Source organism: Nocardia sp. NPDC050793 (assembly GCF_040654065.1).
Lineage (GTDB): Bacteria > Actinomycetota > Actinomycetes > Mycobacteriales > Mycobacteriaceae > Nocardia.
In genome coordinates, this window is sequence record NZ_JBFAHG010000005.1 from 606262 (window position 1) to 621202 (window position 14941).

14 protein-coding genes are annotated in these 14941 nt (G+C 66.3%); 2 read left to right on the forward strand and 12 right to left on the reverse strand.

The window, feature by feature from the left end; genetic code table 11:
- Nucleotides 1-10: 10 nt before the first annotated feature.
- Genes AB0H50_RS20940 through AB0H50_RS20960 form a run of 5 tightly spaced genes read right to left on the reverse strand, consistent with a single transcriptional unit; the run spans nt 11 to nt 7051 of the window.
- Complete coding sequence (locus AB0H50_RS20940) at nt 11-1621, reverse strand: AMP-binding protein (protein WP_357454960.1); 1611 nt, start codon at nt 1619-1621, stop codon at nt 11-13.
- 2 nt (nt 1622-1623) lie between these two features.
- Entirely contained in the window at nt 1624-1893 is a 270-nt protein-coding gene (locus AB0H50_RS20945) for an acyl carrier protein (RefSeq protein WP_357454963.1), read from the reverse strand.
- Complete coding sequence (locus tag AB0H50_RS20950) at nt 1890-3092, reverse strand: hypothetical protein (RefSeq protein ID WP_357454966.1); 1203 nt, start codon at nt 3090-3092, stop codon at nt 1890-1892. Before AB0H50_RS20950 ends, AB0H50_RS20945 begins: the two co-directional genes overlap by 4 nt.
- Nucleotides 3089-4408 (reverse strand): SidA/IucD/PvdA family monooxygenase, encoded by a 1320-nt coding sequence (locus tag AB0H50_RS20955; protein ID WP_357454969.1) that lies wholly within the window; start codon nt 4406-4408, stop codon nt 3089-3091. Before AB0H50_RS20955 ends, AB0H50_RS20950 begins: the two co-directional genes overlap by 4 nt.
- Nucleotides 4409-4459: 51 nt before the next feature.
- Nucleotides 4460-7051 carry a condensation domain-containing protein gene (locus AB0H50_RS20960; RefSeq protein ID WP_357454972.1) on the reverse strand — a complete coding sequence of 864 codons (2592 nt, stop codon included), beginning with the start codon at nt 7049-7051 and terminating at the stop codon, nt 4460-4462.
- Between the two features lie 296 nt (nt 7052-7347).
- On the opposite strand from AB0H50_RS20960, the gene AB0H50_RS20965 reads away from it, so the two are divergent.
- Nucleotides 7348-8100, forward strand: coding sequence for an alpha/beta fold hydrolase (locus AB0H50_RS20965; protein WP_357454975.1), 753 nt, complete (start codon nt 7348-7350; stop codon nt 8098-8100).
- An 11-nt stretch (nt 8101-8111) separates the two neighbouring features.
- Here the strand turns inward: AB0H50_RS20965 and AB0H50_RS20970 are convergent, their stop codons facing one another.
- The 7 genes from AB0H50_RS20970 to AB0H50_RS21000 are packed head-to-tail and all read right to left on the reverse strand — an operon-like array spanning nt 8112 to nt 13856.
- A complete protein-coding gene (locus AB0H50_RS20970; protein WP_357454978.1) occupies nt 8112-9470 on the reverse strand; it encodes a cation:proton antiporter in 1359 nt (452 codons plus the stop codon).
- A gap of 5 nt (nt 9471-9475) precedes the next feature.
- Nucleotides 9476-10429, reverse strand: coding sequence for a chlorinating enzyme (locus AB0H50_RS20975; RefSeq protein ID WP_357454981.1), 954 nt, complete (start codon nt 10427-10429; stop codon nt 9476-9478).
- 42 nt (nt 10430-10471) lie between these two features.
- Entirely contained in the window at nt 10472-10723 is a 252-nt protein-coding gene (locus AB0H50_RS20980) for a phosphopantetheine-binding protein (protein ID WP_357454984.1), read from the reverse strand.
- 29 nt (nt 10724-10752) lie between these two features.
- On the reverse strand, nt 10753-11427 hold the full coding sequence (locus AB0H50_RS20985; RefSeq protein ID WP_357454987.1) for an FMN-binding negative transcriptional regulator: 675 nt from the start codon (nt 11425-11427) through the stop codon (nt 10753-10755).
- Entirely contained in the window at nt 11424-11648 is a 225-nt protein-coding gene (locus AB0H50_RS20990; RefSeq protein ID WP_357454990.1) for an MbtH family protein, read from the reverse strand. The genes AB0H50_RS20985 and AB0H50_RS20990 overlap by 4 nt, the downstream gene beginning before the upstream one ends.
- A 56-nt stretch (nt 11649-11704) precedes the next feature.
- Nucleotides 11705-12700: a ParB/RepB/Spo0J family partition protein gene (locus AB0H50_RS20995; protein WP_357454993.1), complete on the reverse strand. Its 996-nt coding sequence runs from the start codon at nt 12698-12700 to the stop codon at nt 11705-11707.
- 40 nt (nt 12701-12740) lie between these two features.
- On the reverse strand, nt 12741-13856 hold the full coding sequence (locus AB0H50_RS21000) for a hypothetical protein (protein ID WP_357454996.1): 1116 nt from the start codon (nt 13854-13856) through the stop codon (nt 12741-12743).
- Nucleotides 13857-14188: 332 nt separating this feature from the next.
- On the opposite strand from AB0H50_RS21000, the gene AB0H50_RS21005 reads away from it, so the two are divergent.
- Nucleotides 14189-14938, forward strand: coding sequence for a 2OG-Fe dioxygenase family protein (locus AB0H50_RS21005; protein WP_357454999.1), 750 nt, complete (start codon nt 14189-14191; stop codon nt 14936-14938).
- The last annotated feature ends 3 nt before the right edge of the window (nt 14939-14941 follow it).

The following is a 14941-nucleotide window of genomic DNA, read 5'->3' on the forward strand; positions in this document are numbered from 1 at the left end:
GGCCACACCTTCAGGTCAACTCGGCGAGAACGCGGGCGCCGAACTTGCCGTCGCCGATCGCCGTTCGGCACCGGCTGCGCTGCACCTTCCCCGATGTCGTCCGGGGGATCGTGCCTGGCGAGACCACGAGGATGGGCGTCAAGCGAGTGCCCAGCGTCCTGGTCACCGTCGCCCGGACATGTTTGGCGAGCTCGGCCGGTGAAGCCTGCCCCTCGGGGGAACTGGGATCGGTTTCGATGATCAGTCCGAACCGTTGATCCTGCGCGGCATTTCGGAAGGCGGCGCAGACGTGCACCAGCCCCCGCGCTGCCTCGCGGGTGACCGACTCGATGTCCTCGGCGAAGATATTGCGTCCGCCGACGGAGAGAACCTCGGCCCGCCTGCCGACGACGAACAGCTCACCGTCGGCGGTGAATCCGTCGTCGCCGGTGTCGAACCACTCCTCGTCCTCCTTGGCGACGAAGCCGTTCTCGGTGTGATACCCCGAGAAGGCGGACATCCCTCGAATCCACACCGGCCCTGAGGATTCGCCGGTGGTCTGAACCTCCACCCCCGGCAACGGCCGCCCGAGCGCTACGTGACCATCCGGACCCTGAACCGGCCCCCGGCCGAGGGCATTCAACGTCACTGCCACGGTCCCCTCGGCCAGTCCGTACGCCGGGGCGATGGCTTCCCAGCGGAATCCCATCGGGCCTGCGACCGCGTGGAAATCCAGCAGCGTCTGCCAGTCGATTCGCTCACCGCCGTTGATGGACAGCCGCACGCTCGACAGGTCGAGCGGTGATTCGTAGGCCACTCCCGCGGCGAGCCGGTAGGCGAAACTCGGTGCGGCGGTGATGGTCGCGCGCTCGGCGGCGAGCATCGCGAGCCATGACCCCGGCTGCAGCGCGAAAGTCGCCGGGGGCGCGAGTACCTGTTCGGCCCGTCTGCTCAAGCCGGCCATGAACATCGCGACCAAACCCATGTCGTGGTACAGCGGCAGCCAGGACACGACCCGATCCCGGTCCCCGTCCAGTTCCACCGCCTGGGCCATCGATTCGAGATGGGCGGCCAGCGCGAACGCCGAGATCGCCACGCCCTTGGGCAATCCGACACTGCCCGAAGTGAACTGGATCAGCGCGGTGTCCGGCGCCCGCCAGTCGGCGGGTCCTCTCGGATCGTCGCCCTCGGCGACCAGGGACGCCCGCGACATCGACCGGAGTTCCGGGAACGCCGCAGGATCGGCGCCCGCGACCTCGTCGACGACGACGAACTCGCATCCCATCGTCCGCAGCACGGGGCTGAACCTGCGCACGTACCAGTCCGAGCCCTTCGCGGTGCGCGGCGGCAGTGAAACCGCCGTCGCGCCCGCTGTCCAAATGCCAAGCAGCACAAGGACCGATCCGAGATCGTTCGACAGGGAGACGGCGACCATGTCACCTTCGTCGACCCCGTGCCGGTGCAGCCGCTTCGCCACGACCGCGCTGCGCGCCGCCAGGTCCGCGTAGCCGACTCGCTCACGTCCCCCGGCGCCGAGGAAGGAGATGCCGCGGTCGCGTACATCGAATGTCCTGATTGTCTCGTCCAGCGGTCGCGGCGCGTTCCGCAATGCCGGGCCGGACAGAATTACGTCGTCGCTCATGCTCAACTCACTTGGATCTTTGTGCTGCGGCTCACCACGCTCGCCGCGACGTCTTCGACCGACCGGCCGAATATCTCGATATCCCGGAGCGCGCCGGGATCCAACTGCCAGCCGGTCTCGGTGTAGATGGCGACTACCAACTCCGCGGCGTCGATCGAATCGAAACCCAGGTCGTCCACCATGTTCGTGGCTTCGTTCACTTCGGACCGGTCGATACCGCGATAGCCGCAGATCGCCCCGATCACCAGCTCCAAGGCTTCCTCGTAGGTCATGACGCATCCAGTTCGACGATCATCTTCGAAATACCTCTCGTGGTCAGTCCGGCCTGCCACACGATCGCGTCGTCCGTCTTCGACAACGCGGCCCTCGGATATCGGTGCAGGAACTGCATCGCGGCCGTGGTGATCTGTTCGATCGAGAACTGCTCACCAGGGCATCGGTGCCGCCCGTATCCGAAGGCCAGGCCGTTCTCGTGGGCCGCGACCGGGACTTCCTCGTCCGACAGGTCGCGTTCACCCGCCTCGCCCAGCCCCGCGACGACCATGTCTCCGGACCGGAAGTCGTTGCCGTCCACCATCAGTGGCGCGGTCATCCGGCGCGGAAAACTCACGGTGGTGACCGGCATGGCGTGGACGAGTATCTTCACGAGCGGTTCCGGCGCCGCCGACTGCCGCATCAGGTCCCCGATCACCGGCGACGCCAGTGCGGCGTACAGGACAAGCGAAAGCTGGCCCGCCACCGTGTGATATCCGGCGGTGAGAAAGGCCAGTGTCAGCTCGACCGCCTCTTTCCTGGACAGCGCAGGATCCCGCTGGAAGTCGGCGATGGCGCCGTCGGATGCCTGCTCCGGATCGCCGAAGGTCCGCAGGCAGAAATGCAGCAGACGCGCCACCCGCTGCGCCGCCTGCTCCGGAGACAGCGAATCGAAGTCGAAGAACACCTCACCCGCTCCACCGAATTCCGCGATCGAGCTCTCCGGCAACCCGAGCAGATCGACCAGGTTCAGCAGCGGCAACTTCGCTGTAAAAGCGGGGACCAGATCGACGGTCGCGGCGTCGGGCATGCCATTCAGCAGGGTGCGGGTTCGTTCGAGGATGTTCGCGCACCGCGTCACCGCCGCGTGCTTCCCGAGCCGCTTCATCGCCGCACGCTTCAATTTCGCGTGCTGGGCGCCGTCCACGCTCATGATCGACCGCGGGGAGATGGTCGGGTTGGCGAGCAACGACGGTGCGCTCGGAGCACAGGCGGCGCTCCTGCTCACCGCCGCCTGGCCGAGAACGCTCTTGCAGGTCCCGCTGTCCGTCGCCATCCAGAAGGGAACTCCGGTCGGTGAGCGGCGCCGCTCGACACCGGCGGCGGTGGGCTCGCGGTCGGTGCCGAACGGGGTCGGCACACCGCGGTCGATCCGGGACAACTCCCGCAGGACGGTCCGCGCGACGAACTCGTCCTCGCTGGCCACGCCGGCGTTCATGGCCGCGCCTCGGCCGGTTCGGGATCGGAGTACTCTCCGCGGCGCCGCCGCGCCTTCACGATCGATTCCGTGATCTCCCCGCCGCGCACCGCGATACTCGACAGCAACGACGACGAGAGGCCATGCGTGTGCTCGGTGCCGCCCTGCAGGTAGATGCCACATTGCAGCTCCGGCGCGGTGACGATTCGATAGTCGCGATCGATCCGGTACCGGCCGTCGTCGTCGCGCAGCAGGTACGGGTCGAGCCGGTGCAGCAAACGGCCCGGATTCATCGGGCCGTAGCCGGTGGCGCAGACCAGAGTGTCGACGTTCATGTCGTAATCGCTGCCGGTCCGCACCGACCGCAGTCCCAGATGCACGCCTCCCCCGCTGTCGCGCGCCTCGGTGATCCTGGTCAGCGTGACGAAGGACAGCCGGTTCACCCCGGACACCTCGTCGTCGTATTTGCGCTGATACAACGAGTCGGCGACATCGCTGTCGACGACCGAATAATTGGTGTTCTTGTGGTATCGCCAGAACAGCGATTTCGAATCCGCGCTGCCGAAATAGTAGTCGTCCACCGCGACCGGATCGTATACCTCGTTCGCGAACGGGGTATTGTCCGCGATGCTGTATCCGTAGGCGGGCAATATCGCCGATATTCGAGCCTCCGGCAACGCGTCGTACAGGAACCGCACGATTTCCGCACCGCTCTGCCCCGCGCCGACGACCGCCACGTGCGACAGCTCGCCGCATTCCCGGAACCGCTCCAGAAATTCCGAACTGTGCCAGATCCGGCTCCCCCTGACGACCCCGTCGGGCAGCCGCGGCTCCAGGCCGGTGGAAACCACGATATTGGAGCACTCGACGAAGTCGAAGCCCTCCGCCGTGCGGACCTTCACGCGCAGGCTGCGCACCGGCCATTCGGCATCGCCCCCGGAGGCAGGCGTGACCTCGACGACCTCGGATCCGTAGGCGACCATGCCGGACAGTTTGGCCGCCGCCCACTCCAGGTAATCGTGGAACTCCCGCCGGGTCGGGAAGAAATCCTTCCGGTTCACGAACATCGGAAGTCTGCCCTTGGCGTGCAGGTAGGAGACGAAGCCGAAGCGTGTCGCCGGGTTACGGAAGGTCGCGAGATCCTTCAAGAAAGAGACCTGCATCTTCGCCGAGGGCAGCAGCATGTTCTGGTGCCAGCCGAACGACTGCTTACGCTCGAGAAATGCGGCCGTCACCGGGTCCGAGTTTCCCTCACCATGCTCGAGCAACGCGATGGCGAGAGCGATGTTCGAGGGGCCGAACCCGATACCGACGACGTCGTATTCGGTATGTTTCATGCGGATCCCCACGGTCATCCCCCGTTGTGCGCGCGACGGTGGAAAGCGCGATCAGCCATCGATATCACCCCGGTCCTCCGATGTAACCATCTTCCTGAGCGCGGGCCGGTTGCTCGGCCCGTCGTGGTCGAGCCGCTGGGACAGCTCGGCTACGGTGGGAAATTCGAAAACGGTGCGTATGGACAATTCGACGCCCAGATCCCGGCGGGCCCGCCCGATCAACCGGGTGGCATGCAGCGAGTTTCCGCCGAGTGCGAAGAAGTTGTCGTCGATCCCGACTCGATCCAATTCCAATATCTCCGCGAGCACGGAGCACAGCAGATCCTCGCGCGGCGTTCGCGGCGCGCGATACTCGGACGGCGCGAACTCCGGCGACACCGCGTCGACCGCCCGCAGGCGCAGGATCGCGCGCAACTCGTCGCCGACCGCGGGCAGCTCGCCGACCGGGGTCGCGGGACTCTCGATCAGCGCTCGAAGCACTCGGCCGAGCCCGGCCGAAATCCCTTCCACGAGCGTCGGATCGAACAGATCCTTCCTGTACTGGATGCCCAACCGCAGGTGTGGCTCGTTGTACGCGCCGACCACCAGCGGATAGTGCGTCCCGACGAAGCGGCGCAGATTCGCCACCTTGATGCCGGACCGGGCGTAGGCCGATTCCAGGCCGGCCGCATCGTTCGGATACGACTCGAAGACGACGAGCGAGTCGAACAGCCGCTCCATCCCGGTGGCCCGATGGATGTCGAGCAACCCGTGATGGTGATGGTCGAGTAGCGCCGCTTGGCGCTCCTGCAGATTCCACAGCGCCGCCGCGATGCTCTGTTCCGGATCCCATGTCACCCGCACCGGCAGCGTGTTGATGAGCAGACCGACCATCGATTCGACGGCGGCCAAGTCCGGCGGTCGGCCGGATACCGTTGTCCCGAAGACCACATCGGTCGTATCCAGCAGCCCGCCGACCACGACGGCCCACGCGCCTTGCACCGCGGTGTTCAGCGTGATGCCGCACTCGGCGGCGCGCTCGGCGACGGCCTCGGCCTCGGATGCGGTCAGCTCGATCTCGACGGTGCCGGTCTCGTGATCGCCTGCACTGTCCCGCGACGCGCTCCTCGGAGCCAGCGACGTCGGTCGCGTCACACCGGCGAGCTCGTCCTGCCACGCCCGCGCGGACGCGGTGCGATCGCGCGCCGCAAGCCACGTCAGGTAGCTGCGGTAGTCGGCCGCCTCGGGCAGCGCGCCGGGATCAGCGTGGGACGCGTACAGCAGCAGCAGATCTCGCTGCAGGATCGGTTCGGACCAGCCGTCGAACAGCGCGTGGTGCGCGGTCAGCACCAGTTCGTGCAGTTCGCTGTCGATCCGGATCAGCCCGAAACGCAGCAGCGGCGCGGCAGTGAGGTCGAACGGGCGCAGGCGATCCTGCGTCAACAGCCGTTCGATGGCCTGTTCGCGCCGCGCGCCATCGGCTTCCGCGACATCGGCCTGCCACCACGGCACCTCGATGTTGTCGAGCACCAGCTGGGCGAGTTCGCCACGGGTGTCAGGAAGGAAGACGGCGCGCAGGTTCGGGTAGCGGTCGAGCAGCGCCTGACAGGCCGCGCGCAGACGCGGCGGATCGATGTCGCCGACCATCCGGAACGCCGACTGGATCAGGTAGGCGTCGCGACCGGTCTCCGCCGCGCCCGCCATCGTGTGGAAGACCATGCCGAATTGCAGTGCGGTCAGCGGCCATACGGCGCGCAGGTTCGGGTAGCGGGTCCGCCACTCGGCGAGGTCCGCGGGATCGGCCTGCGGGAGCTCGGCGAGTTCGCCTGCCGCGGCGGTCCGGGCGGCCGCATCGGTGTCCGATATCGCGACGGCCGCGAGCGCACCGACCGTCCGGCACTGGAAGATCTGGCGCTGCGTCAGCACAAGTCCGTGCCTGCGCGCCCCGACCGCCAGGGCGATCGACAGGATGCTGTCGCCGCCCAATCGGATGAAATCGTCGTCGACGCCGACCCGCTCCAGCCCGAGGATCTCACCGTACAGATTCGCCAGCACCGCCTCGGCCGACGTGCCCGGCGCGCGGTAGGGCCCGCCCGCCCGCGCGGGCTCGGGCAGCGCACGGGTATCGATCTTGCCGTTCGTGGTCAGCGGAAAGCGCTCCAGGACAACGACATCCGCGGGAACCATGTGAGGCGGCAGGTGTTGCTCGAGATGGCGGTGCAGTTGCGTCCGATCCAGAACCGCGCCGTTCTTCGGCACCGCGTAGGCGACCAGCCGATTCGGGGATCCGTCCGCGTGGCCTTTGGCTACGACCACCACGCTGCCGACCGATTCGTGTTCTGCGGCAACAGCTTCGATCTCCTCCAGCTCGATGCGGTAACCGCGTATCTTGACCTGACGGTCGGCGCGGCCCGCGAACTCGAGCACACCGTCTTCGCGCGGCTTCGCCCGATCTCCGGTTCGGTACATCCGCGCACCGGGTCGGGCGGGATCGGCGACGAACCGCTGTGCGGTCAACGCCGGCTGGTTCCAATAACCGCGCGCCAGCTGGTCTCCGCCCAGGTACATCTCGCCGACGACGTCGGCGGGCACCGGACGCAACCGCGCGTCCAGCACATAGACGACCCGCGCGCCGCCCGCGTCGCCGGTCGGTGTTCTTTCCATCGTCTTCTCCTCGGTGAGAAACGCACAGCCGGGCGCGTGCGATTCCCGGGAATTTCTGTGCACCGGCCGACAATCCATTCTTCGTTCGGTTCTCGGCTCTCTTCGAGAACGAAATACATATCCCGCACAAACGGAATCATCACCACGTGGAGGCATTGCAGTCCGAATCCCCGAGGCGAAACTCTGCGGTGGTGAGCCTACCGCTCGGCGACCGATCGCAATAGGGTCGCGGACCGGTTCGGGCGACCTCGAAACAGGGCTACTCTCGCCGCGGGCGAGCCCGCTATCTTCGAAGCATGAAGCTTATGATGGAAAATCGCGCCTTCTGGCGTGCTCGCCGCCCGGATGCCCGCAATCGCTTGATTTGTTTTCCGCACGCGGGCGCGGGTGCGAGCGCATTCTCGGAGTGGGCGCAGCTGCTGCCCGACGATATCGAGCTCGCCGCGGTCCAGCTTCCCGGCAGGCAGAACCGCATCGCCGAGGATCCGGCTGTCGACGTAGCGCAACTCGTCGAATCACTGGTCAGTGAGCTGAGCCCGATCCTCGACGGCCGCTTCGCCTTCTTCGGTCATTCGTGCGGTGCGGTACTCGCCTTCGAAACAGCCTGCGCACTCCGGGACCGTGGACTGCCGACCGCCGACCACTTGTTCCTGTCCGCGCAACCCGAGCCGGGCATGCGGGACAGCGTGCGCAGGCTGCACGATCTTTCCGACGCGGAACTCGCCGCGGAAATGGTTCGGCTGGGCGGGCTCGATCCCGAAGTAGCAGCCAATGAGGCCGTCATGAGCATATTGCTGCCGAGCGTCCGGGCCGATTTCACTTTGTGGGAACTGCACCGGCCCGAACCCGGCGCGAAACTGACCTGCCCGATAACCGTGCTCACCGGTGAATCCGACCCCCGGACACCTCTGCACACCGTCGGCGGCTGGCGCGAATATACGTCCGGGGAATTCGATATCCGACTCTTTCCCGGCGGTCATTTCTACTTCCAGTCCTCGGGTTCCGATGTCGTACGGCTCATCGGCGACACATTGCTCGCACGGAATTAGCGGAAGACGGGCTACCCCGCCGCGCGCTGTGGCGGGGCAGCATCGGGCCCGCGGAGTTGGGTGAGCGTCAGCGTCCGCTGCTCGCGCACCTCCTCCTCCTCGGTGACCTCCGAACCCGCCATCGCCCGGCGCAGGATCGGCGGCGCCATCAGCGAGGTGGCCACGGCGACCAGCACCAGAATGGTGTAGGCCTCGGTGCCGAGCACACCCAGTCGCAGCCCGACTATCGCGATGACGACTTCGATGACACCGCGCGCGTTCATTCCCGCGCCGACGGCGACCGATTCCCGGCGAGTCAGCCCGCTCAACGCCCCGCCGATGAACGCGCCGACGAACTTGCCCGCGATCGCCAGCACCAGCACAACGAGCGCGGCGAGCAGCAGCGGCACGGTCGCCAGCGCGGACAGGTCCATTCGCAGCCCGGCGGTGGCGAAGAACAACGGCGCGAACACCGACATGACGACGGTGTTCAGCGGCGCGAGCGCGTTCAGGCGCACGCCGCTGGAGCCGATCAGCACCCCGCAGAGAAATGTGCCGAAGACCGCCTCCAGGCCCATACTCTGGGTTGCCGCGGCGCTCACCATCAGCAGCACGACGACCGCGGCGGTCACCTTCCCAGGGTCATCGGAGGCGTCGGCACGCCGCAGCACCGTCCGCACCAGGGGACGCCCGATCACCATCGCGAAGACGACGATCCCGCACAGCGCGCCCAGCGACGTGAACACCGTTTCCGCGCCGAGGCCCTGCGTGGCGACGGCGGAGACGATCGACAGCAGGAACCAGCCGACCGCATCGTCGAACATGCTGGCGGTCAGGATGAGCTGACCCACGTTCCGGTGGGTCAGCTTCAGTTCCATCAACGTCTTCGCGATCACCGGAATCGCCGATACGCAGATGGCGATGCCCATGAACATCGCGAACACCGCGGGAGAGGTGCTCGCGGGGCGCAGCGGCGTCGGTGCGAACCAGCCGATGCCGACGCCGATCGCCAGCGGAACGAGCAAGCCTGCGGTGCTCACCTTCATGGCCATGGGCAATCGTTCCCGGAAACGATGCAGATCCAACTGCATTCCCGCCAGACCGACGAGCAGCAGCACGCCGAACTGCCCGACCGCGTCCAGCAAATGCTGCTGCTCCGCCTGCGGCGGGAACAGCCAGCCGGAAACCGCGGGCGCCAGGTGCGCGAGCACCGAGGGGCCCAGCAGTACCCCGGCCAGCAGTTCGCCGATGATGGTCGGCATTCCCAGCCTGCTCGCCAGCTCGCCGAGCAACCGCGCCGACAACAACAACACCACCACCTGCACGAGAAACACGAGCAGGCCGTGCGCGGGCAGTGGCGAGACCGGGCCGGCGGCAGCAGCAAGCGTCATGATCGCTACCAGGTCTCGAAGGCGGTTCCGCGCCGGTTCACCGTGGCCACCTTGTTGAAGCCGGCCGTGTCCTCGCCTGCGACGAGCACCGCCGCCCAGTGCTCCAGCGAGACCGGACCGCCGTATTCGTCGATGAACTCGGTGTCCGGGTAGATCTGCACCGAGGTCGGCACGAACCGGCAGGCGAATCCCATCCGATAGTCGTTCTCCGTGGTATTCGGCAGCGACGCGTGCATGAGCGTGGACCAGAAGAAGACAGTCTCGCCCCGCTTCAAGACGATCGGCACGGCATTGCCTTCGTCCGGCTTCCAGTCCGGATCCTTCTGCAGTTCCCGGTAGTCGTAGCCGAAGAAGCCGCGACGTATGCCGTCCTTGTCCACCTTGTTGATCAGATCCGGCCGATAGGCCATCGTCTTGTTCTCGTCGTAGTTCATCTGGGTGTGGGTTCCGGGAATCAGTTGCAGACACCCGTTCTCGATGGTGGCGTCGGTGAACGCGGTCCACGCGGTCAGCGTGCCGCCGTGCGCCGACTCGTCCTTGTTGTCTCCCCACACCAGCTGCGGGCGGCCGCTGGCATTGGCGAAAGTGTCCGACTGATGCCAGTCGGTGCCTTCGTCGCCCGCGTACTTCGGAAAGAACTCGCTGCGCCAGCACAGCACGTCGGATCCGAGAATGGACGTCACCGGTCCGACGATCTGCGGCTTCATGATGTGCTCGCTGAGCAGGTCCACGTCCAGGTGCCGGTCGTAGTTGGAGATCGAGGCATTACTCCGGTCCTCGGCCAGCGTGTACGCCGCCACGCTGCGGTCGACCAGGCTCTTCCGGATACTGCGCCAACGCTGTTCGATATCGTCTTCGGAATACACCTTGATCGGGTGGATGAAGCCGTCTCGGTGAAACTGTGCGAGCTGCTCGTCGGTGAGCTGGAACTTCGTTATTTCATCGGACAGGGTGACCATGACATCCCTCTTTCTATCCGTTTTCGACGATCGGTGAATTCACTACGCCGATACTTTGGCGACGAGATCCTCCGCCACCCGTTCGATCGATTCGTTGAACAGCACGGCAAAACTGAGGTCCACACCGTACTTCTCGCGGATACTGTCCGACAATTTCTGCGCGAGCAGGGAATGCCCGCCGGCGTCGATGAAGTTGTCGTCCGGGCCAACCGTGGCATCGTTCAGAAGTATGCGACTCCACTCCAGCAGCGTGCCCGGAATGTCCGCCGCCTGCTGGGTAATCGAATCCGACATGACTGAAACTCCTCAATATCTGTCGCGATCTACCGATGATTCCGGCTGATCCGCTTCATGTACTCGGCGGTTTCGCGGTGCCTGGTCGATTCGCTGCTCGCGAAATGTCGCCAGACTCGATCCTGGATCTCCACGTCTTGTTCCTGGCTCATCTTGAACATGCCGCGGGCGTCCGTCACCGCGATCCGGAACGCGCCGACGCCGGGCAATATCTCGCGGAAGTAGTCGAGCGAATCGGACATATTCCAGTTGTCCCCGAATTCCGCCTCCAGCGCCCGCACGGTGGCTGTGACGACCTGCAGCGTCGCGGCCCCCGATTCGATTTCGTGCAGCACGCCGCGGACCTGGACGGCAGCGAAGTTCCAGGTCGGCGCCGCGGGTGTGGTCCGGTAGACGCACGGTGAGACGTAGGCGTGCGGCCCGGAGAAGCTCAGGACCACCGGCATTCCGGACCGCAAGGACCGCCACTGCGGATTCGCCCTGTTCATATGCCCGAACAGAGTGGCGCCCACCAGGTCCGCGGGCCGATCGTCCCCCATCGCGGGGTCCAGTATTACGGGAAGGTGCGTCGCGTACGGCCCGTCCGATTCGCTGCCGTTCGTGATCAACAACGCCAGCGGGTTGCGCACCATCAGCTCGACGACCCAGTCGGCGTCGGGCTCTCGATACATGTGCGGCACGAACATCTCGATCGGCCCCGTCAACCGCGACCGTCGGCAGTCATCGCCATCCGCAGACTCTTCGGCCGCATGTCGACCCAGTTCTGCTCGATGTACTCGAGGCAGTCGGCCCGCGACCGGTCGCCGAGAACCACCGCCCATCCGGCGGGCACCTCGGCGAAGACCGGCCACAGCGAATACTGCTCTTCATCGTTGACCAGAACGTGGAAGCTGCCGTCCTCGTCGTCGAACGGGTTGGTGCTCATACCCTCGTCTCTCCTGACTGAATTCGAAGCGCACGATTCGAGTTGTCGTGCACGGTTCATACGCGCTGGTCGAGCAGGTCGGCCAGCTGCTGCCAGCGGTGCGCCCGTTGTCGAACCAGGTCGGAGACACTGGGTACACAGTGGCCCGGAATGTTGTCGACAACGGCGCGCAACTCGGCGGGATCGTCGGGCGAGACTTCCAGCCAGCGCAACAGTTTTCGGCCGCTTTCGGTGAAGCGCAGCGACGGATCGCGGCGCAGCCGCTGCAACAGCTGCGCTGTGTCGAGCTGTTCTGTCACAGGTGCGGATTCGGCATTGCCCACGACCGTGGCCGCCGGCTCGGGCGCTTCGGCGAGCGGACGGCCGGACGGCATCGGCGACAGGCCGTTGCGCAGCCGCCTGCGTACGTCCTTTGCCGTGGTCAGTGAGATCCCCGCGGCCGCGGCCGCCGCCCGCGCCGAAATACCGGGCGAGGCCGTGAACAGTTCGGCGGCCCGCTGCCGGCCTTCCGATCCCGCGCGGTGCAGGACACCGTTGCGGGCGACCCGGTCGGTCGGCCGCGGAAATTCCGCAGTCGACCACTTGCGGATCGCGCCGACGGTCTTGTCGGAAAGCCCGGCGACGGCGGCGATCGCCCGGTCCGACCAGTCCGGATACGCCGCGAGGATGCGTTGCGCCGCGGCCTTCCGATCGGCCAGCGAGAGCGGCAGCCCATGTGTCGTATTCAATTTCACCGCCAGCACGAACGCCTCGGCGAGCACACCGTCGAAGAACACCGCCGCGATCGTGGCCTCGCCACGCATCTGCGCCGCCCGCAACCGATGCAGGCCATCGATGACCTGCATCGTGTCCCGATGGACGACGATCGGCGGAAATGCGGCGACCGATTCGGCCAATGTTCTGGTGTGCTCGGCGTTTTCGGCCACGGCACGCGGCGACACGGCGAATGGCACCACATCGGAGATCCGGAGCTCCACGATATTCGAGAGGAAGACCTGCGCGCCGTCCGGCTCGGCGGGCACGGGGGCGTCACAACTTATCGCACTGCTCACGGATTTCCTTCGTCGACGCGATCGAGTTCTGCACGGCGGCCTAGAAATAGGACTGCAGCGTGCCCCGGCGGCGTACGTCCAGCGTGGCGCAGTGGAACGATCCGCCGAAACTGTTGAAGTTCCGGAATCGGCAGGGAATCGGGGTGAGCCCGAATCCTTTGAGCGCCTGGATCATCGGCTCGTCCTCCCGCTCGACCATGACCCGCTCCTCGTCCAGCATGAGGATGTTCATGTTGATCCACTTGCTGGTCATGTAGAGGGGATGCTCGTCCGGGATGATCGGCTGCGGAGCCTCGAGGACGTCCCAGCCCTTGAACAGCTCCGGAACCTCGGGCACGCGCTCGGCGTTGATCAGCAGTTTGCCCGGCGCCAGCGGGACCAATGTCGCATCGATGTGCATCGGATGAGCGTCGGCGAATTCGAAGACGTGGATACGGTATTCGTCGCCCAGATGCCGCTGCAGCCATTCGATGCCGAAGGCGTTCGTGACATTGCTCATCTGCGCGATGATGTCGCGACCGCACCGGGTGAAATCCGCCGCGTCGAAGGTCGGCTCGAATTCCGTGACGACGAGCCGGGTGCCCTGGTCCGGGTGCTCGTCGGTCCAGTCCGGGTCGTACTGGGCATCGGTCAGCTCGGGCTTGGGCCCCGCGCTCCACCTCGCGCCCGCGTGGAAGTACTCCTTCAGCAGCGGCCGATAGGCCAGCGACTCGTAGTACCGGGAACGCCACGCCATCGGGCATTCGATGATGTCGGTGCCGACCACGAGCAGCGCGTCGCGCGGCATCGCCGCGTACATGCCGGTGCTCATCCAATCCAGCGTGCTGTAGGTCGTGCGCTGCGCGATCGGTTGCGGCCGGCGGACATCGACGCCCTCGGCCTCCAGGATGTGGACGAACTCCTCGAGGTCGCGGCGCGCGGCTTCGATCCGCTCGGCCGGGAACGGACGCCCGGCGTTGGCGCGGAACGTGTCGAGTTGCCCTGGCGGCAGGACCGGCGGCAGGCACTCGTGCCACGGCGGAAAGCTGGCGTCGTCGACGATACCGACGATGACTTCCTCCAGCAGATCCCACTCGTTGTAGGAACACACCGGGCTCGCGAGAGTCTGTTCCTCCTGGCCCTCATCGTGTGTCGTCTGCTGCGTTGCACTGGTCATAATCCGTTCCCCGTCTCGAGGTCGTGGTGCTCGCAGCCGATTGTGCGAAGTCAGGAGATCACCGATCCGGCGTTCGACGCGCTCGCAATCTCGAGCCGAATCCCAGCTCAGCGGCGTGATATCCACCATGGCGAGGATCCGCCGCCAGTTTGCCCGGGTGTGCGGGAGCCGATCCGCACAAACGGCCCGTGCCCCGTAGCGGAACCACGCGGCACCGCGTACCGACGCCGTCACATGCGCGGTCGCCCCTGCACGGCCGGTCGCGGGCCACCCGTTACGCGTCCGCGGACCAGGCCACCATCGAGATCTGGCCACCTATCGAAAGGACCGCCATGTCCCCTTCTCTGAGCGCGACCCTCGACGAGAAAGAGCGCGAGGTCGTCGAGCAGTTGTCCGATGTCGGCGAGTGCCTGGTTCCGAGCGACGAACTGTCCGCGGTGCTCGCGGTCGGCGACGACGACTGGGCCCGATTCGCCAAGAACTGGGAGGACTTGCACCTCGATACCTTCATGGCCGACGGCGGTGCGTACCGCTATCGCCGGTACGGTCAGTTCGAGCTCGACCCGAAGACCGGCGAGCTGACCGCGCTGCCGCACGAACCGTATCGCCAGGAGCGCTACTACAACCAGCTCAATGGCGGTGTCGACCGCGTCTACGATCCGCTTACCGAGGCGTTCGCCTCCGACCCGCTGCTGCGTGACCTGCTGGTGCGGCTCGGCCGGATCTTCACGACCGTCGACGACACCCAGCGCTGGCAGATCAAGCTGCACCCGGTCCGCATCATCGCCGGTGCGGCGATCGGCAAGCCTGCACCGGAAGGCAAGCATCGCGACGGCGTCACCTTCGTCGGCTCGCTGCTCATCGACCGGCTCAACATCACCGGTGGCGAGAGCTCGACGTACGACGAGGAGGGCACGCGGTTGCGCACCTGCACCCTCACGGAGCCCGGCGATCTGCTGCTCAACGACGACCAGCGCACCTACCACGCCGTGACGCCCATCGAGGCGATCGACGAGACCGCGCCCGCGCACCGGGACGTGCTGGTGCTGAACTACGCCGCTCTGCCCGGCCGGCTGTCCTGAGGG